The sequence below is a fragment of the Streptomyces polyrhachis genome (genome assembly GCF_042663125.1).
GTDB lineage: Bacteria > Actinomycetota > Actinomycetes > Streptomycetales > Streptomycetaceae > Streptomyces > Streptomyces polyrhachii.
Window position 1 is genome coordinate 59399 of record NZ_JBHSZO010000030.1, and the last position, 18324, is coordinate 77722.

At 73.2% G+C, this 18324-nt stretch carries 13 protein-coding genes; 3 read left to right on the forward strand and 10 right to left on the reverse strand.

Going from position 1 to position 18324, the window contains the following annotated elements:
• Nucleotides 1–2: 2 nt before the first annotated feature.
• The 5 genes from ACFQLX_RS18860 to ACFQLX_RS18880 form a co-directional block, all read right to left on the reverse strand.
• A complete protein-coding gene (locus ACFQLX_RS18860; protein ID WP_386416735.1) occupies nucleotides 3–1088 on the reverse strand; it encodes a branched-chain amino acid ABC transporter permease in 1086 nt (361 codons plus the stop codon).
• Entirely contained in the window at nucleotides 1085–1951 is an 867-nt protein-coding gene (locus ACFQLX_RS18865; RefSeq protein ID WP_386416736.1) for a branched-chain amino acid ABC transporter permease, read from the reverse strand. Before ACFQLX_RS18865 ends, ACFQLX_RS18860 begins: the two co-directional genes overlap by 4 nt.
• Before the next feature lie 96 nt (nucleotides 1952–2047).
• Nucleotides 2048–3295 (reverse strand): ABC transporter substrate-binding protein, encoded by a 1248-nt coding sequence (locus ACFQLX_RS18870; protein WP_386416738.1) that lies wholly within the window; start codon nucleotides 3293–3295, stop codon nucleotides 2048–2050.
• A gap of 64 nt (nucleotides 3296–3359) precedes the next feature.
• Nucleotides 3360–4067, reverse strand: a complete 708-nt coding sequence (locus tag ACFQLX_RS18875; RefSeq protein WP_386416739.1) for an ABC transporter ATP-binding protein — start codon at nucleotides 4065–4067, stop codon at nucleotides 3360–3362.
• Nucleotides 4060–4818: an ABC transporter ATP-binding protein gene (locus ACFQLX_RS18880; protein ID WP_386416741.1), complete on the reverse strand. Its 759-nt coding sequence runs from the start codon at nucleotides 4816–4818 to the stop codon at nucleotides 4060–4062. The genes ACFQLX_RS18875 and ACFQLX_RS18880 overlap by 8 nt, the downstream gene beginning before the upstream one ends.
• Before the next feature lie 271 nt (nucleotides 4819–5089).
• On the opposite strand from ACFQLX_RS18880, the gene ACFQLX_RS18885 reads away from it, so the two are divergent.
• Nucleotides 5090–6697, forward strand: coding sequence for a long-chain-fatty-acid--CoA ligase (locus ACFQLX_RS18885; RefSeq protein WP_386416742.1), 1608 nt, complete (start codon nucleotides 5090–5092; stop codon nucleotides 6695–6697).
• A gap of 126 nt (nucleotides 6698–6823) precedes the next feature.
• Nucleotides 6824–8191 (forward strand): tannase/feruloyl esterase family alpha/beta hydrolase, encoded by a 1368-nt coding sequence (locus ACFQLX_RS18890; RefSeq protein ID WP_386416744.1) that lies wholly within the window; start codon nucleotides 6824–6826, stop codon nucleotides 8189–8191.
• On the opposite strand, the gene ACFQLX_RS18895 is transcribed toward ACFQLX_RS18890, so the two are convergent.
• Nucleotides 8181–8579, reverse strand: coding sequence for a hypothetical protein (locus tag ACFQLX_RS18895; protein ID WP_386416746.1), 399 nt, complete (start codon nucleotides 8577–8579; stop codon nucleotides 8181–8183). The genes ACFQLX_RS18890 and ACFQLX_RS18895 overlap by 11 nt on opposite strands.
• Nucleotides 8580–8892: 313 nt before the next feature.
• On the opposite strand from ACFQLX_RS18895, the gene ACFQLX_RS18900 reads away from it, so the two are divergent.
• The gene (locus ACFQLX_RS18900; RefSeq protein WP_386416748.1) at nucleotides 8893–9930 is read left to right on the forward strand and encodes a hypothetical protein; all 1038 of its coding nucleotides are present in this window, start codon (nucleotides 8893–8895) and stop codon (nucleotides 9928–9930) included.
• A gap of 56 nt (nucleotides 9931–9986) precedes the next feature.
• Here the strand turns inward: ACFQLX_RS18900 and ACFQLX_RS18905 are convergent, their stop codons facing one another.
• From ACFQLX_RS18905 to ACFQLX_RS18920, 4 genes are all read right to left on the reverse strand, one after another.
• Nucleotides 9987–12392 carry a penicillin acylase family protein gene (locus tag ACFQLX_RS18905; RefSeq protein WP_386416750.1) on the reverse strand — a complete coding sequence of 802 codons (2406 nt, stop codon included), beginning with the start codon at nucleotides 12390–12392 and terminating at the stop codon, nucleotides 9987–9989.
• A 101-nt stretch (nucleotides 12393–12493) separates the two neighbouring features.
• Nucleotides 12494–15088: a SpoIIE family protein phosphatase gene (locus ACFQLX_RS18910; protein WP_386416751.1), complete on the reverse strand. Its 2595-nt coding sequence runs from the start codon at nucleotides 15086–15088 to the stop codon at nucleotides 12494–12496.
• A 159-nt stretch (nucleotides 15089–15247) separates the two neighbouring features.
• A complete protein-coding gene (locus ACFQLX_RS18915; RefSeq protein WP_386416753.1) occupies nucleotides 15248–17473 on the reverse strand; it encodes an NADP-dependent isocitrate dehydrogenase in 2226 nt (741 codons plus the stop codon).
• A 101-nt stretch (nucleotides 17474–17574) separates the two neighbouring features.
• Nucleotides 17575–18111: an NUDIX hydrolase family protein gene (locus ACFQLX_RS18920; RefSeq protein ID WP_386416754.1), complete on the reverse strand. Its 537-nt coding sequence runs from the start codon at nucleotides 18109–18111 to the stop codon at nucleotides 17575–17577.
• Between the last annotated feature and the right edge of the window lie 213 nt (nucleotides 18112–18324).

The window sequence follows — 18324 nt, forward strand, 5'->3', positions numbered from 1 at the left end:
TGTCAGGGGCCAGAGGTCGGCGCCGGATTTCTGCTGACGGCCGGTGGTGGGGGGCTCTGCTGGCCAGGTACGGAAGGGGGGTCGGCGGGGACGTCGGAAGGCGGGTCGGCGGCCGGGGCGGGGTCGCGGCGGCGCAGCAGGTGGGCGAGTGTGCCCCAGACGCCGCGGCGGAAGAGGACCACGACGACGATGAAGATGCCCCCCGTCACCAGGCCGGTCTCCTCGAAGCCGGAGGTGGACAGCCAGTCCTCCAGCCGGACGATCGCCGCCGCGCCGACGAGGCTGCCCCACAGGGTGCCGATGCCGCCCAGGACGGTCATGATGACGACCTTGCCGGAGGTGGTCCAGTACACCTCCTGGAGCGAGGCGAAGCCGTGGTTGAGCGCGTAGAGGCCGCCCGCCAGGCCGGAGAGCGCGGCGGAGATGACGAAGACGACCACCTTGTAGCGGTCGGCGGGGTAGCCGAGCGCCCGTACGCGCGAGGGGTTGTCGCGGATCGCGGCGGTGACCTGGCCGAAGGGCGAGTGGACGGTCCGCCAGGCGGCGAAGAGGCCCAGGAGGACCATCGGCAGGGCGGCGTAGTAGTAGACGAAGGAGTCGGCCAGCAGGTCGCTGTCCACGCCGGGCAGCTCGCGGGGGATGTTCTGCAGGCCGTTCTCGCCGCCCGTCACCGAGCTCCACTGGTTGGCGATGAAGTAGATCATCTGCGCGAAGGCCAGGGTCACCATCGCGAAGTAGATGCCGGTGCGGCGCACCGCCAGCCAGCCGATGGGCAGGGCGATCAGGGCGGCGGCCAGCGCGCCGCCGAGCACGGCGGCGTAGAAGGGCAGCCCGCTGTGGATGGCGATCAGGCCGGTGGCGTAGGCGGAGGTGCCCCAGAAGGCGGCGTGGCCGAAGGAGAGCAGTCCCGCGTGGCCGAGCAGCAGGTCGAAGGCGACGGCGAAGAGCCCCCAGCACAGGATGTCCGCCGCGACCGGCGGGTAGAGCACCCAGGGCAGCACGAGGACCGCGGCCAGCCCGGCGGCGAGCAGTCCGGCGCGCAGCCACCGGGGCCGGTCGTGGAGCCGGTGGAGCAGGGCGAGGATCATGCGGGTTCCTCCTTGCCGAAGAGCCCGGCGGGGCGGACCAGGAGCACCACGGCCATCAGCAGGAAGACCGAGGTCTGGGAGAGGACGGGGACGTAGAGGTTGCCCAGGGCCTGGAGCATGCCGATGGTGAAGCCGGCCAGTACCGAGCCGAAGACCGAGCCCAGTCCGCCGATCACGACGACCGCGAAGACGACGATGATCAGGTCGGCGCCCATCGCGGGGTTGACCGCGCGCATCGGGGCGGCCAGTACGCCGGCGAGTCCGGCCAGGGCGACGCCGAAGCCGAAGACGGGGGTGATCCAGCGGCCGGTGTTGATGCCCAGGGCCCGGGTCAGCTCGGGGCGTTCGGTGGCGGCGCGCACCACGGTGCCGATGCGGGTGCGGGTGAGCAGCAGCCAGGCGCCGCCGCAGACGGCGGCGGACAGGGCCAGGGCGAAGACCTGGTAGCGGGGGAAGTCGAAGAGGCCCAGGTCGAGCGAGCCGTCGAAGGGGCCGTGCTCGTAGGGCTGGGAGTGGGAGCCGTACTTCATCCGCAGCAGGTCCTGGGCGACCAGGGCGATGCCGAAGGTGAGGAGGAAGTTGTAGAGCGGGTCCAGGGCCGTCAGCCGGTGGATGAGGGCCCGCTCGATCACGATGCCGCCGGCGCCCAGCACCAGTGGTACGAGCAGCAGCGCCCACCAGAAGCCCAGGCCGGTGCTGTCGGCGAGGACGACCGCGCCGAAGGCGCCGAGGGTGTAGACGGCGCCGTGGGCGAAGTTCACCACGCGCAACATGCCGAAGATGACGGCGAGGCCCAGCGCGAGGAGGGCGTAGAAGCTGCCGCTGACCAGGCCGTTGAAGGCTTGTTGGAGGAAGGAGGTCATATGCCTTCCGATCGGTGGTGGAGGGCGGCCCGGCCCCGGGGGGAGGGGCCGGGCCGCCGGTGCGGAGAGGGGTGGGTGGGGCGGGCGGGGGGCGGTTCAGCCCATGGAGCACTCCGGTGAGGGCGGTGCGAAGGCCTTGTCGGCGGGGATGGTCTCCACCAGTTCGGTGAAGTCCTCGCTCTCACTGGCCTGTGCGGGGTCCTTCACCTTGGCCAGGTACGCGTCGTGGGTGACGCGGTGGTCCTCGGCGCGGATCGTGGCGTTGCGGGCGAAGAAGTCGTTGAACTTCATCCCGTTGAGGATCTTGGAGACGTCCTCCGCCTTGTCGGTGCCGGCCTTCTGCACCGCCTCCAGGTACTGCGTGGCGGCGGAGTAGTCGGCGGCCTGCACGAAGGTGGGCCGCACCCCGGTCTTCTCCTTGAAGCGGTCGGCCCAGATCTGCGCCTCGTCGTCGAGGTTCCAGAACCAGGCGGTGGTGAACATGGTGCCGGCGAGCTTGTCCGGGCCGATGGCCTTGATGTCGGTGTCGAAGAGCAGTCCGATGGCCAGGGAGATCCCGGCGTCCTTGAGCTTGAACTGGTCGTACTGCTTGGCCACGTTGGCGAGGTCGCCGCCGGCCTGCAGGGCGCCGAGCACCTGCGGCTTGGGGTTCATGCCCTTGGCCTTGAGCAGGAAGGTGGAGTAGTTGTCGCTGGGGAAGGGGGTGGGGTCGCTGGCGGTGATCTGCCCGCCGGCACCCGTGACGGCCGCCTGGAACTTCTTCTGCATGTCCTGGCCGAAGGCGTAGTCCGGGTAGATCGTGTACCAGGTCTTCCCGCCCTGCGCGGTGACGGCCGTGCCGGTGCCGTTGGCCAGCATGTAGGCGTCGTAGGCCCACTCGTAGGTGTACGGGTTGCAGGTCTTGCCGGCCAACTCGGTGGTCGCGGCGCCGGTGTTGAAGTACAGCTTCTTCGCCTGCCCGGCGACGGTCTGCACGGCCAGCGCGGCGGAGGAGGTGGGGACGTCGAAGAGCGCGTCGACCTTGCGCCGCTCGTACATCTCCTTGGCCTGGGTGTTGGCTATCTCGGGCTTGTTCTGGTGGTCGGCCTTGACGACCTCGACGGTCTCGGCGACGGCCTTGTCGCCGTACTTCTTCTGGTAGTCCGCGACCGCCATCTCCACCGCCACCACGGAGTTGGGTCCGGCGAGGTCGGCGTAGATGGCGGAGAGGTCGGTGAGGACGCCCAGGACGACCTTGTCGTCGCTGACCTTCCCACCGCCGCCGCCGGGACCGCCTCCCCCGCACGCCGCGAGCAACGTGCCGGCCGCGAGCGCGGCGAGCGTGGCTGCGTACCTGCGCTTCATGTGTGTCGCCTCCTGATCGGTGGGGTGGTACGGAGAAACGGGTGGTCGGCCGGTGCTGCGCGCCTCACAGGCCGAGGTGCGTGAGCAGTTCGGCCTCCCGGCTGCGTACGGCCGCGTTGTCCAGCGTCAGGGCGATGCGGCCCTGGGCGAGGAGGTAGTGGCGGTCGGCGACGGTGGCGGCGAAGCGCAGGTTCTGCTCGACCAGCAGCACCGCCACCCCGTGCTCCTTGGCCTCGCGGAGGATCTCGCCGATGCGCCGTACGATCACCGGCGCGAGGCCCTCGGTCGGCTCGTCGCACAGCAGCAGCCGGGCGCCGGTGCGCAGGACGCGGGCCAGGGCGAGCATCTGCTGCTCGCCGCCGGAGAGTTTGCTGCCCGGAGAGCGGCGGCGCTGGGCCAGCACGGGGAAGGTGTCGTAGATCCGCTCCAGCGGCCAGGGGTCAAGGCGGTGGGCGCCGTCGGCGGCGGGGGCGGCCAGGGTCAGGTTCTCCTGGACGGTGAGGGTGGCGTAGACGCCGCGGTCGTCGGGGACGTAGCCCAGGCCGAGGCGGGCGCGGCGGTGGGCGGGCAGGCGGGTGATGTCGCGGCCGTCGAGGAGGACGCTGCCGGCGGTGGGCGGGTGCAGGCCCATCAGGCAGCGCAGCAGGGTGGTCTTGCCGGCGCCGTTGCGGCCGACGAGGGTGACGACCTCGCCCGCGCCGACGCGCAGGTCGACCCCGTGCAGCACCTCGGCTTCTCCGTAGCGGGCGCTGACGCCCCTGATCTCAAGCAACCTCGGCTCCCAGGTAGGCTTCGACGACCGCCGGATCGGCCTTGACGCTCTCGTACGGGCCCTCGGCGAGGATCTCGCCGCGTTGCAGCACGGTGACCGTGTCGGCGAGGGAGCCGACGACGCTCATGTTGTGCTCGACCATCACCACGGTGCGTCCGGTGCGGATGCGGTCGATCAGTTCGACGGTGCGCTCGACGTCCTCCAGGCCCATGCCGGCGGTCGGCTCGTCCAGGAGCAGCAGGCGGGGGTCCAGGGCGAGGGCCAGGGCGAGTTCCAGGGAGCGCTTCTGGCCGTACGGCAGGCTGCCGGCCGGGCGTTCCGCGAGGCCGTCGAGCCGTACCTCGGCGAGGAGTTCCCGTGCCCGTTCGGTGAAGCGGCGCATGCGCCGGTCGGAGACCCAGAAGCGCCGGCCGCCGCCGGCCACCGCCTGCAGGGCCAGCTCCACATGGGCGCGGGCGCTCATCTGGGGGAAGAGGCTGGTGACTTGGAAGGAGCGGGCGACGCCGAGTCGGGCGACGCGCTCGGGCGGGGCGCCGGTGATGTCCTGGCCGTCCAGTTCGATGCGGCCGGCGGTGGGGGTGAGGAAGCCGGTGAGGAGGTTGAACAGGGTGGTCTTTCCCGCCCCGTTGGGGCCGACGAGGGCGTGCACGGTGCCGTGGGCGACGTCGAGGTCGACGCCGGACACGGCGGTGAACCCGCGGAACTCCTTGACGAGTCCGCGGGTACGCAGGACGGCATGGCGACGTGTCATGGCTGCCTCGGATGGCCGGTGAGGGGGCTGACGGGGGGACGTGAGGGGAACGGGCCGACGGGGGTGACGGCGTGCCGCTGACGTTAAGGACGAGCGGGGGCGGGGGCTACGGAGGTGAACTCCACAAGCGCGGTAGGGCGGATGGGGGTGTGCTCCAGGCGGGCGGCCGGGGTGCCGGGCGCGGGTATGGACGTGTGCCCCACTGCGCGCGCCGCGGGTGTGTGGCTCCGCTCCGTGGCCGCGCGGCTGCCGTGCGCTGACGATGTGCCGCATGGCAATGATGGACACTCCGCTCAACGCCTGGCTGCTCTTCCCGCACGCCCCCCGGTACTTCCGCGACACGGAGGTGGTGACGCGCTTCCCCGACGGGCTGGTGCACCGCTACACCTACGCGGAGTTCGGCCGGCGCGCGCAGCGCCTCATGCACGCGCTGGACGCGCTCGGGCTCTCCCCGGACGCCCGGGTGGCGACGCTGGCGTGGAACACCTACCGCCATCTGGAGGCGTACTGGGCGGTGCCCTGCACCGGCCGGGTGCTGCACACGCTCAACCTGCGGCTCTCGCCGGACGATCTGGCGTACATCATCGGCCACGCGGGGGACGAGGCGATCCTCGTCGACCCCGACCTGCTGCCGCTGCTGGAGGAGGTCGCTGCGCGCGGCGGGCTGCGCGGGGTGCGCCGACTCGTCGTCCTGGCCGACCGGGTGCCGCAGACGACGCTGCCGGGGGTGGTCGCGTACGAGGAACTCCTCGCCGCCGCACCGGAGTTCTACGAGGAGCGGCCGATCGACGAGCGTGCGCCGCTGGGCCTGTGCTACACCTCCGGCACCACGGGGCGGCCCAAGGGCGTGCTCTACACGCACCGTTCCACCGTGCTGCACGCGCTGGCCGCCGCCTCGCAGGCGGGGATGGCCATCGGGCCCGGTGACTGCGTGCTGCCGGTGGTGCCGATGTTCCACGCCAACGCCTGGGGGGTGCCCTACACCGCCACGCCGTTCGGCGCCAAGCAGGTCTTCGCCGCCGGTCCGCTGGATCCGGCGGCGCTGGTGGAGCTGATGGCCCGGGAGCGGGTGACGGTCTCCGCCGGGGTGCCGACGGTGTGGATGGCGGTGGCGGACGAGATCGCGCGCCGGGGCGGGCTGCCGGAACTGCGGCACCTGCTGTGCGGCGGGGCCCGGCCGCCGGCGGCGCTGATCGAGCGCTACCAGCGGGAGTCGGGCATCGAGCTGGTGCAGATCTGGGGCATGACGGAGACCTCGCCGCTGGCCACCCTCGCCCGGCCCAAGCACCACATGCGCGACTGGGGCGACGAGCGCCTCGCGGCCTCGGTGCGCACCCGGGCCGGACTGCCGCTGCCGGGCGTGCAGGTGGACATCCGCGACGAGGCGGGCCGCTCGCTGCCCTGGGACGACGAGACCATGGGCGACCTGGTCGTACGGGGCCCCTGGGTGGCCGACGCCTATCTCGGCGAGGAGGGGGCCGCGGCCTTCACCGAGGACGGCTGGTTCCGTACCGGCGACATCGCGGTCGGCTCACCGGACGGCTACATCGTCATCGCCGACCGGGCCAAGGACCTCATCAAGTCGGGCGGGGAGTGGATCTCCTCGGTCGACATGGAGTCCGCCGTGATGGCGATGCCCGAGGTGGCGGAGGCGGCCGTGGTCGCCGTACCCGACGAGCGGTGGCAGGAACGGCCCCTGGTCTGCCTGGTGTTGCGGCCGGGCGCCGCGCTCACCCTGGACGCGGTGCGCGAGCACCTGGCGGGGGCCGGGTTCGCGCGGTGGCAGCTGCCGGAGCGCATCGAGGTGGTGGCGGCCGTCCCGCGGACCGGGACCGGGAAGTTCGACAAGAAGGTGCTGCGGGCGCGGTTCGAGGAGTGAGCAGTCCTCCCCCGGCCGCGGGAAGCAGCACGGGACCCAGCCGATGAGACCCAGCCGATGAGACCCATCCCATGAGATCCGTCCCATGAGACCCAGCCAATGAGATCCATCCAGGAGAGGAAACCCATGCGTCCCAGAACCGGACCGGCCCTGGTGGGCGCGGTACTGCTCGCGCTCACCGTGCAGGGCTCCGCGCCGGCCGCCGGCGCGGAGCGTTCGTGCGCCGGGCAAGGCCGTATCGACGTGCCCGGTGCGGAGTACCAGGTCAGCGCCTGTCTGCCTGATCTGACCACCGCCGCGCTGGCAGGCACCCCGTACACCGACGCCGCCGACTGGACCTCGCTCGCCGCGAAGGACACGGTGCGTCCCACGGGCGTGCCCGGTATCCAGGTCGACGGCTACTTCCCCGACAGCTCGCGGCTGAACACCACGCACGGCTGGAACCACGACGCGCAGTTCGTCATCCGGCTGCCCGAGCACTGGAACGGCAAACTGGTCGTCACGGGGGCGCCCGGGGTGCGCAAGCAGTACTCGCTGGACGGCCTCATCTCCGATCAAGTGCTCGCGCAGGGCTATGCGTTCGCCTCCACCGACAAGGGCAACAACGGGGTGGACTTCTACACCGACGGCGAGCGGCCCGGCGACGCGGTGGCGGAGTGGAACCACCGCACCACGCAGCTCACCGTCGCCGCGAAGGCAGTCCTGCGGCAGGCGTACGGCAGTACCCCCCGGCGCACGTACATGACGGGGATCTCCAACGGCGGATACCTCACCCGCTGGCAGCTGGAGAACCGCCCCTGGCTGTACGACGGCGGCGTGGACTGGGAGGGCGCGCTCTGGCGGCCGGACGCGCCGAACCTCTTCACCTACCTTCCCACCGCCGTGGCACGGCAGTTGGGGCAGGCGGGCGACGCGCAGATGTACGCGGCGGGCTTCGCGCCCGGCTCGGAGTTCCTGTGGCCCTACCACCAGAGTGTCTACTGGGGCCTGACGCAGAAGATCTACCGTGCCGAGTTCGACCCCGGCTACGACCCCGCCTGCCCCGGCCCCTCGGCGGGCTCCACCACGGCGGAGATCCTGGCGCCCTGCGCCTCGGACGCGGCCTACGACCACAGCGCGCGGCCCCGGTCCGTACGGCAGGCGATCGAACGGGTCTCGCTCACCGGGAGGATCGGCAGGCCGATGCTCACCCTGCACGGCACGAAGGACGCGCTGCTGCCGATCGCGACCGACTCCGACGTCTACGCGCGGATGGTCCGCGAGCAGCGGCGCGGCGCGCTGCACCGCTACTACACCGTCGAGGACGGCACCCACGTCGACAGCCTCTACGACGCCTACCCCGACCGGCTGCGCCCGATGCTGCCGTGCTACCTCACGGCCTTCGACGCGCTGACGGCGTGGGTGGAGGAGCGCACGCCGCCGCCGGCGAGCGGCACGGTCGCCCGGCCCCCTTCGGGTGACCTGGTCAACAGCTGCCCGCTGGTCACCCGGTAGCGCCGGGCGCCACCGGCAGCAGGTCGGGGTGCCAGGACTCCAGCCGGTAGAACTCCAGGACCTCCAGCAGGAGTTCGTCCAGCTCGCCGTCCACGCCCGGCACGTCCGCGTCGGAGACGATGACGCGCGGCGGCGCCGACAGCCGGGCGTGGACGGCGAGGCGCATCGCGGGGGCGTCGTCGATGTCGACGTCGTCCTCCAGCACCCAGGTCTGGCCGGCGGCGGCCAGCAGCAGCGGGTCGCCCGCGCAGGCCCGCGCGCAGACCAGGTCGCGGGCGCGGCCGGGGGTCAGCCGGTCGGCGGCGACGAGGTCGCCGGCCAGGCGCTCCAGCACGGCGGCGGCGGGGCCGGCGCCGAGCAGCCGGTCGAGGGCTCCACAGTCGCTCACCAGGCCGTCCCCGCGGTGGGACGGGCGCCGCGGGCGGCCTTGCGGATGGTGGTGATCATTTGAACGCTGCCTTCGGTGTAGCTCCCCCGGACCCGTAGACCGGGCCGGTTCTCCCCCCGCGGCCCACCACCCTAACCGCTGCGGCGCCCCGCGCCGGAAGGACGCCACGGACGGCTGCCCCGGGAGTCCCTGCCGTCCCAGCCGTCTCCGAACATCCGATCCATGAGCGGGAGTTGATCGATTCGCAGTGGCGTGCGAAGGGCCGGGGCAAAGCAGTTGACACCCCCACCCCCCGGGATGGTCAGCTGTCCTGGTGAGCGACCCCTTGGAGATCGTCTGTGACGAGTCGGGGGCCGACGGGGAGAACCTCATCGGCGGGAACACGGACGTGTTCGCCCATGCCGGTGTGCGGATGCCCCTCGCCCTCGCCGCCGAACACCTCGTCCACGCGCGGGAATTGATCCGCTCCCCGGCCACGCAGTACAAGGCGAACCACTTCCTGCGCTCCAAGCACCGCGACGCGCTGGTCTGGCTGCTGTCCGAGGAGGGCCCGCTGTACGGGCGGGCGCACGTGCACCTGACGGACAAGGTGTACTTCGCGCTGCTGCGGCTCACGGAGCTGCTGCTGCCCGGGGAGGACGGCGCCGGCCGTGCGGACGCGGCGCGGCTGCTGTACCGGGCGGGCCGCTCGGGGGACGTCGAGCCCACCCGGTGGCGGGACTTCCTGCGCGCGACCGGCGATCTGATGCGCGTCAGGACGCAGGAGGAGTCCCCGGTCGACGCCTTCTACGCCCGGCTGGCGGCGCTGCGGACCCCGGCCGCGCGGGCGGCGGGAGGGGACCCGGGCCACCCGGACGGTCTGGACGCCCTGGACGGCATGAACGGCATGAACGGCATGAACGGCATGGACACCCTGCTGGACGCGATGGTGCGCGCCCGCCCCCACGCCGAGGCGTTCCGCGCCCGGCTGCCGCAGGCTCCCGCGACCGTCCCCGTCCTGGACCCCTTCCTGCCCGCGCTGGCGGCCACGGTCACGTACTGGAGCGCCCCGGACCGCCCGGTGACGATCGCCCACGACCGCCAGAACACCCTCACGGAGGACCGCCTGGCGTGGCTGCGCGCCCGCACGGGCACCCGCCTGGCGGCCCTGCGCTTCACCGACCCGGACACGGACCCCCGCATCCAGCTCGCGGACTTCCTCGCGGGCACGGCCCGCAAGCTCGCCTCGGACGAGCTGGCGGCCACGGCGGACCCCGAACTCCTGTCGCTGCTGCGCCCGTTCGTGGACGAGGCATCGGTCTGGGGCGGCGACCCCTTCTGGCTGACGCCGACGGGTGGGGCGCCGGTCTGAGGCCCGTACCCCACCCGCCCGTACGCCCTACGACCCGTATGCCCTACGACGCCGGCTCAGTCGTGCACCCGCACCACCCGCAGGCCCGGTGCGTGCCGGATGTCGCGTTCGCAGAACGGCGGTGTCACCCAGCGGCCCTGGGAGAACTTCTCCGTCTGGTCGCTGTAGTACGGCGAGTTGGGGTTGGCGGACTGGGAGTAGGTGAGGAGCGTGCGGGCGACGGGGCACTGCGTGGCGTCCCAGCCGACCGCCTGGATGTAGCTGGAGCCGGTGGTGACCTCCGGGTAGCCGCCCTCGGCCGGGTTCCAGCGCGGCTCGACCTTGTTCCAGACGCCGAGGCTCTCCGTGCCGCCGGGGACGGGGATGCGCGTGCCGTTGCGGACCACGAACTGGTGCTCCCCCAGCGGGGAGTCGAGCGCGATGCCCGCCGCACCGAGCTCCGCCACCGCGTCGGCGAGGGCGCGGAGCACCCCGGGTGAGGCGGTGTTGAGGGTGTGGGGGGTACGGACCGGGTCGGCCGGGTCGAAGGGCGTCTTCCAGAGCTGGGCCGCGCCCAGCGGCGCCGCCCTGCGCCAGAAGCGGTCGAAGAGCAGCGCGCCCCGGCTGCCCGTCAGCATGGTGCGGTCCCAGTCGCGCAGCACCGGGCAGGCGCCGGAGACGTCGACCGGGCTTCCGTCGCCCGCGGTTGCCATGCCGCCGGGCAGTGCGGCGCATGCCGCCGCCAGATCGCGGGCGGCGAGGTGGCCGGCGTGGGCCCGGTTGCCGGTGGTGAACTGCTGGTGCTGCAGGTCGGCGACCGTCAGCCCGCCGCGCTCGGCCAGCGCGGCCACGTCCTCCAGTCCGCCCCGGGTGCGCATCGAGCGCTGCGTGCCCTGGTCGCCGAAGACGCGCTCGTAACCGGTCAGCGGCTGCCGGGGGTTGGCGAGCCACGCGCTGTCGTTGGAGTTGACTGCGTAAGGGGCGTCCACCAGCGTCGGCATCCGCGACGGCCCGAAGATGCCCGGCTGTACCGCGTCCGGGTCGGAGCCCGGCGCGCAGTCCGTACGGGAGCCGTCGAGGATCGCCAGGCCGGAGGCGGGGTAGACGGCGCGGCCCAGCGGGGTGGAGCAGCGGGCGGCCAACTCCTCGGTGATACGGGGCAGTACCTGCGACTGGGTGAAGAGCGTACGGCCGGCGCGGTCGGCGGCGACGGTGTTGACCCAGGGCAGGCCCTGGGTACGGCGCAGGGCGTCGCGGATGTCGGCGGTGCTGCGGGCGCGGCTGAAGCCGAGCGCGGTGTCGGCGGCGCGGAGGTTGGCGGCGTTGGGGTCGTTGAGGGCGTAGGCGGTGGACGCGGTCCACGGCAGCGGGAGTTGGCGCCCGAAGGCGGTGAGGACGGGTCCGTAGCGGGTCCACCACTGGCTGCGGGTGACGGGCGGGCCGTCCTTCGTCTCGACCGTGACGGTGCGCCTGGTCATCCGCTCGGACCTGCCGTCCACCAGGTAGGCGGTGGGGTCGGCGGGGTCGAGGGTGAGCTGGTGGAGGTTGGCGGGGACGCCGGTGGCGACGGTGTGGCTCCAGGCGACGGCGGAGTTGTGGCCGATGGAGATGCTGACGGCGCCCAGGAGGGAGCCGCCGGCGGCGTTCAGTTCGCCGGGGATGGTCTGCTGCGACTGCCAGAAGCGGCGCCCGCCGTGCCAGGGGTAGTGCGGGTTGCCCAGGAGGAGTCCGCGGCCGTTCGCGGTGGTGGCGCCGTGGAAGGCCACCGCGTTGGAGCCCATGGCCGCCTCCCCGTTGTCCAGGGCGCGGCGGGCCGCGTCGGCGGCCTGGTCCGGTGCCGGCGCCGCGGGCGGGGCCGCGCCCGCCGTCGTGGGCGGTCGGGCGGCGGTGATGCCGTCCACGCTCATGCCGTGCCCGCCGAGGACGGCCAGGGCGTAGGAGCGGAAGGCGACGTCGAGTTCGGTGACGGGACGCACCCAGTCGGCGTCCTTGCAGGCGGGGTCGGTGATCTCCCGTTGCGCCAGCCAGGCGTTGTAGCCGGCCGCCCAGCCCCGCACCATCGCGCGCATCTCACGACTGGGTCCGGCGGGGGCTTTCTGGGCGAAGAGCTCCTCCACGGTGCCTGCCTCGCGGACGCCCCGGAAGTAGAGGTCGCTGGCGAGGTTGCCGGAGGCGGAGGAGAGCGCGGTGTCGGTCGGCCCGTCGGCCCCGAAGTGGCGTGAGCGCTCCCCGCGCAGGGTCACGAAGGTGTCGGCCAGCGGGCACACCTGGTCGGCGGCCTGCGCCCAGCCGGTGCCGAAGCCCAGATCGGCGTAGCCGGCGGCGACGATGTGCGGAATGCCGTGCTCGGTGTAGCGGATGACGGCCGAATACCCCCCGCCCTGCGGGGACTTGGCCCCGGCGGTGGACGCCGGCAGTCCGAACGCGGCGGTGAGCAGGGCAAGTCCGAACAGCAGCAGCCGTCCGGTACGCGAGCGCGACATCGGGCCTCCGGCGTGACGGTGGTCGTACGGTCAACGCCCGAAGAGACCACGCGTGGGGAGGCCCGTCAACAGGAAGCGCCACCTCCGTATACGCCGGGGGACTACACCCCTCCCCCGGCCCCGCTCCCACCGCCGGCGTCCGGCTCGCCCCCCGGCTTCTCGCACGGGGCTCCGTCCCCGTCCTCCGCCGGCAGTGGCAGCTCCGCCCAGATCACCTTCCCGCGCGGCGTGTAGCGCGTCCCCCAGCGCTCGGAGAGCTTCGCGACCAGGAACAGCCCGCGCCCGCCCTCGTCGGTGGTCGCGGCCTGGCGCAGGTGGGGGGAGGTGAGGCTGCTGTCCCAGACCTCGCAGATCAGGCAGCGGGCCCGGATCAGCCGGACCGTGATCGGGCGCCCGGTGTAGCGGATGGCGTTGGTGACGAGTTCGCTGAGGATCAGCTCCGCCGTGAACACCTCCTCCCCCAGCCCCCATTCGGTGAGCACCGCCGCCGCGTCCGACCGCACCCGCGCGACCGCCGCCGGCTCGGGCTCCACCTCCCACTCCACGCTGCGGTCCGCGCCCAGCCGCCCCAGCCGGGCCACCAGCAGCGCCACGTCGTCGGCCGGCCGCTCGGGCAGCATCGCCGCCAGGACGTCGTCGCAGGTCCGCTCGGGCGTACGGTCCGGGTGCCCGGAGAACGCGGCCAGCAGCATCGCCAGCCCCTCGTCGATGTCGCGGTGGCGGTCCTCGACGAGCCCGTCGGTGTAGAGCGCCAGCCCGCTGCCCGGCTCGGGCCGCACCTCCTGCGTCTCGAACGGCAGCCCGCCGAGTCCGAGCGGCGGCCCGCCCGGCACGTCGGCGAACTCGGCGGTGCCGTCGGGGTGGATCCACACGGGCTGCAGATGGCCGGCGCGGGCCAGGGAGCACACGCCGGTGAGCGGGTCGTAGACCGCGTAGACGCAGGTGGCGCCGGTGACGGCCGTCTCCTCGCCGGTGGGTCGCTCGTCCTGGTCGATCCGGGCGACCAACTCGTCCAGGTACCACAGGAGTTCGTCGGGCGGCAGGTCGAGGCTGGCGAAGTTGTGCACGGCGGTGCGCAGCCGTCCCATCGTCGCCGCCGCGTGCAGCCCGTGCCCCACCACGTCGCCGACCACGAAGCCCACCCGGGCGCCGGGCAGCGGGATGATGTCGAACCAGTCGCCCCCGACCCCGCCCAGCGGCCCGTGCCCGGCGGTGGCCGGCAGATAGCGCGAGGCGGCCTCCACCGCGTCCGCCTCCGGCAGCCGGTGGGGCAGCAGGCTCTCCTGGAGGGTGACGGCCATGGTGCGCTCGCGGGTGTAGCGGCGGGCGTTGTCGATGCTCACCGCGGCGCGGGTGCCCAGCTCCTCGGCGAGGGAGACGTCCTCCTCCTCGAAGGCGGCGCCCTCCCCCGAGCGCCAGAACACCGCCTCCCCCAGCACCTTCCCCCGCGCCCGCAGCGGCACGGCGAGGCGTACCCCCTCAGCCCCCTCAGCCCCCTCAGCCTGCGGCGGCCCGCTCTGCGCGACCCGCTCCACCGCCGTGTCCCCGTCGGCCGGCTCCTGCCCGCGCAGTACGGGCGGACGCAGGTCGACGGTGGCCCGGTCGGCGAAGCGCGCGGCGGCGAAGTCCGCCAGCTCCCGGCAGGTACGGGCCACGTCCAGCGTCGTGCCGACCTCCGAGCCGGCGTCGTGCAGCAGCCGCAGCCGGCCGCGCGCCGTCTCGGCCCGGTACGCCTGGGCGCGCAGCTCCGTGGTGTCGCGCAGGGTGGTCACGGAGCCGGGCGGGCCGCCGCCGCGGTCGGTGGGGCGCTGGCTGACGGTGAGCAGCTGCGAGCCGACCTCGTACACCTCGTCGGTGGCGGTGTCCCCGGAGGCCAGCAGGGTGGACAGCGGCGCATCGACGGGGAGGTCCGCCACCGGGCTGCCCTCGACGTCCGGCGGGAGGGAGAGCAGCCGGCGCGCCTCGTCGTTGGCCAGCAGCACCCGGCCGCCGCCGGAGACGATCAGCACGCCCTCGCGGACGACGTGCAGCACCGCGTCGTGGTGCTCGTACACCCGGGCCATCTCGGCGGGGCCCAGGCCGTGGGTGACGCGGCTGAGGCGGCGGCCGAGGACGGCGGCGCCGGCGGTGGCGAGCGCCAGTACGCCGGCGGCGACGCCCAGCAGGAGGGGCAGCTGGTCGCGTACGGACTCGCCGACGTGTTCGAGGGTGACCCCGGCGGAGACCAGGCCGACGACATGGCCGCGCTCGTCGCGGACGGGCGCGGTGGCCTGCACCATCGGGCCGAGGCTGCCGTCGACGCGCTCGGTGACGCTGCGCCCGGCCCGGCCGGGGTCGAGGTCGCGGGTGAAGTAGCCGTCGAGGCAGGCCTGCTGGGGGTGGGTGTAGCAGACGCCGTCGAGGGAGACGACGTCCACGAAGTCGACGTGGGAGCGGATGCGGGCGCGCTCGGCGTGGGCCTGGAGGAGGAGGGTGGGGTCGTCGGCCCGGAGCGCCTCGTCGAGCCCCGGCGAGGCGGCGAAGCTCTCGGCGGCGGCCCGGGAGCGGTCGCGGGCGTTGCGGTCGCCGGCCGAGCGGGCCTGGAGGAGGAGCGCGGCGGTGGCGGCGGCGACCAGGCAGACGATGATGACGACCTGGATCAGGAAGACCTGCCCGGCCACGGTACGGGCGCCTGCGCGCGCTGTGCGTCCGGACATCTGGTTGGCTGCCTCCCTCGCCCAAGTCTGGGGGAAGCCCGTCCTGCCGGGTAAGCCGGACTACGCCACCCGGGCGGACCGCACCGCTGCGGGGGGAGAGACGCCGCCGCCCCGCCCGGCGGGGTGCCGGACGGGGCGGGGCGGTGGAAGAGCGCCGGGTCAGACGAGCTTCTTCAGGGCCTCGTTGAAGGTGGCCGACGGGCGCATGACGGCCTCCGCCTTGGCCGGGTCGGGCTGGTAGTAGCCGCCGATGTCGGCCGGGGAGCCCTGGACCGCGAGCAGCTCGGCGACGATGGCGTCCTCGTTGCCGGCGAGCGCCTCGGCCAGCGGGGCGAAGGACTTCGCCAGCTCCGCGTCCTGGCTCTGCGCGGCCAGCTCCTGCGCCCAGTACAGGGCGAGGTAGAAGTGGCTGCCGCGGTTGTCGATGCCGCCGACGCGGCGGGTGGGGGACTTGTCCTCGTTGAGGAAGGTCGCCGTCGCGCGGTCGAGGGCGTCCGCGAGGACCTTGGCGCTGGTGTTGCCGGTGGTGGCGGCGTACTGCTCCAGCGCCGGGACCAGCGCGAAGAACTCACCCAGGGAGTCCCAGCGCAGGTAGTTCTCCTTGACCAGCTGCTGCACGTGCTTGGGGGCGGAGCCGCCGGCGCCCGTCTCGAAGAGGCCGCCGCCGTTCATCAGCGGGACCACCGAGAGCATCTTGGCGCTGGTGCCCAGCTCCAGGATGGGGAAGAGGTCGGTGAGGTAGTCGCGCAGCACGTTGCCGGTCACCGAGATGGTGTCCTCGCCGCGGCGGATGCGCTCCAGGGAGTACGCGGTGGCCTCGACCGGCGGGAGGACCTTGATGGTCAGCCCCTCGGTGTCGTGCTCGGCGAGGTACGCCTCGACCTTCTTGATCAGCTCGGCGTCGTGCGCGCGCTCGGCGTCCAGCCAGAACACGGCCGGGGCGCCGGTGGCGCGGGCGCGGGTGACGGCCAGCTTGACCCAGTCGCGGATCGGGGCGTCCTTGGTCTGGCAGGCGCGGAAGATGTCGCCGGCGGAGACGGGCTGCTCCAGGACGGTGTTCCCGGCGGTGTCGACCAGGCGGACGGTGCCGTCGGCCGGGATCTCGAAGGTCTTGTCGTGGCTGCCGTACTCCTCGGCCTTCTGCGCCATCAGGCCCACGTTGGGCACGGAGCCGATGGTGGCGGGGTCCAGGGCGCCGTGGGCGCGGCAGTCGTCGATGACGGCCTGGTAGACGCCGGAGTAGCTGGAGTCGGGCAGGACGGCGAGGGTGTCGGCCTCCTGGCCGTCGGGGCCCCACATGTGGCCCGAGGTGCGGATCATGGCCGGCATGGAGGCGTCCACGATCACGTCGGAGGGGACGTGCAGGTTGGTGATGCCCTTGTCGGAGTCGACCATGGCCAGCGCCGGGCCCTCGGCCAGCTCGGCGTCGAAGGACGCCTTGACCGCCGCGCCCTCGGGGAGGGCGTCGAGGCCCTTGAGGATGGCGCCGAGGCCGTCGTTGGCGGAGAGGCCGGCGGCGGCCAGCGTCTCGCCGTACTGCTCGAAGGTGCGGGGGAAGAAGGCTCGCACCACATGGCCGAAGACGATGGGGTCGGAGACCTTCATCATCGTGGCCTTCAGGTGCACGGAGAAGAGCACGCCCTCGGCCTTGGCGCGGGCGATCTGCTCGGCGATGAAGGCGTCCAGGGCGGCGGCGCGCATCACGGAGGCGTCGACGACCTCGCCGGCCAGGACGGGGACGGACTCGCGCAGCACGGTGGTGGTGCCGTCGGCGCCCACCAGTTCGATGCGCAGCGAGCCGTCGGCGGCGATGGTGGCGGACCGCTCGGTGGAGCGGAAGTCGTCCGCGCCCATGGTGGCGACGTTGGTCTTGGACTCGGGGGTCCAGGCGCCCATGCGGTGCGGGTGGGTCTTGGCGTAGTTCTTCACCGAGGCCGGCGCGCGGCGGTCGGAGTTGCCCTCGCGCAGCACCGGGTTGACGGCGGAGCCCTTGACCTTGTCGTAGCGGGCGCGGACCTCGCGCTCCTCGTCGGTCTTCGGGTCGTCGGGGTAGGCCGGCAGGGCGTAGCCCTGGGCCTGCAGCTCGGCGACGGCGGCCTTGAGCTGCGGGATGGAGGCCGAGATGTTCGGCAGCTTGATGATGTTGGCCGCGGGCGTCTTCGCCAGCTCGCCCAGCTCCGCGAGGGCGTCGCCGACGCGCTGCTCCGGCGCCAGGTACTCGGGGAAGCTCGCGATGATGCGGCCCGCGAGGGAGATGTCCCGGGTCTCGACGCCCACGCCGGCCGCTGCGGCGTAGGACCGGACCACCGGGAGGAAGGAGTACGTGGCCAGGGCCGGGGCCTCGTCGGTGTGCGTATAGATGATGGTCGAGGTCGAGTCAGTCACCGGGTGCTCCGCTCACATCGTCTTCGTCAATTGCTTGACATCAAGATATCTCTTCGGGGGCGGGGACTCGACAGGCCCTCCCCCGGCGGCGCACCACGCCGTCAGCCGACGAATCCGACGTGGGCGAGGGCCTGCTTCAGCAGATGGCCGTGGCCGCCGGTCATCTCCTGCTGCACGAGGGGGGAGGCGGCCTCCTGCGGGGTGAACCACTCCAGGTCGATGGCGTCCTGGCGGGGCCGGCAGTCGCCGGTGACCGGCACCACGTAGGCCAGGGAGACGGCGTGCTGGCGGGGGTCGTAGTACGGGGTCATGCCCTGGGTGGGGAAGTACTCGGCGATGGTGAAGGGCTGCACCGAGGTGGGGATGCGGGGCAGGGCTACGGGGCCGAGGTCCTTCTCCAGGTGGCGCAGCAGGGCGTCGCGGACGCGCTCGTGGTGCAGTACGCGGCCGGAGACCAGGGCACGGCTGACGGTGCCGTCCGCGCCGATACGCAGCAGCAGTCCGACGCGGGTGACCTCCCCCGCGTCGTCGACGCGCACCGGGATGGCGTCGACGTAGAGGATGGGCATCTGGGCGCGGGCCGACTCAAGGTCGTCGGGGGCGAGCCAGCCGGGCGAGGTTTCCGTCAGATCAGCCATTCGCGCATCGTACGTGGCGGCGGGGCCCGTGCGGCGTGGCGTCGGGGTGAACACCTCCAACGGGCGCGCGGCGGACGGTTTTTCGGCGGGTCGGCGGCCGGTGCGCCGTTATCGGGGGGCGCGGCGGCGGGTGCGCTGCTACGTTGCGCGGATGGTGAGCGATCAGCGGTCCGCGGTGGCCGCGGGTGTGGTGACGGCGGGTGTGGCGGGCGC

Bases quoted from the DNA above. Each gene is read 5' to 3' on its own strand.
- ACFQLX_RS18860 (WP_386416735.1), bottom strand. From the start codon at position 1,088: ATGATCCTCGCCCTGCTCCACCGGCTCCACGACCGGCCCCGGTGGCTG.
- ACFQLX_RS18865 (WP_386416736.1), bottom strand. From the start codon at position 1,951: ATGACCTCCTTCCTCCAACAAGCCTTCAACGGCCTGGTCAGCGGCAGC.
- ACFQLX_RS18870 (WP_386416738.1), bottom strand. From the start codon at position 3,295: ATGAAGCGCAGGTACGCAGCCACGCTCGCCGCGCTCGCGGCCGGCACG.
- ACFQLX_RS18880 (WP_386416741.1), bottom strand. From the start codon at position 4,818: ATGACACGTCGCCATGCCGTCCTGCGTACCCGCGGACTCGTCAAGGAG.
- ACFQLX_RS18885 (WP_386416742.1), top strand. From the start codon at position 5,090: ATGGCAATGATGGACACTCCGCTCAACGCCTGGCTGCTCTTCCCGCAC.
- ACFQLX_RS18890 (WP_386416744.1), top strand. From the start codon at position 6,824: ATGCGTCCCAGAACCGGACCGGCCCTGGTGGGCGCGGTACTGCTCGCG.
- ACFQLX_RS18905 (WP_386416750.1), bottom strand. From the start codon at position 12,392: ATGTCGCGCTCGCGTACCGGACGGCTGCTGCTGTTCGGACTTGCCCTG.
- ACFQLX_RS18910 (WP_386416751.1), bottom strand. From the start codon at position 15,088: ATGTCCGGACGCACAGCGCGCGCAGGCGCCCGTACCGTGGCCGGGCAG.
- ACFQLX_RS18920 (WP_386416754.1), bottom strand. From the start codon at position 18,111: ATGGCTGATCTGACGGAAACCTCGCCCGGCTGGCTCGCCCCCGACGAC.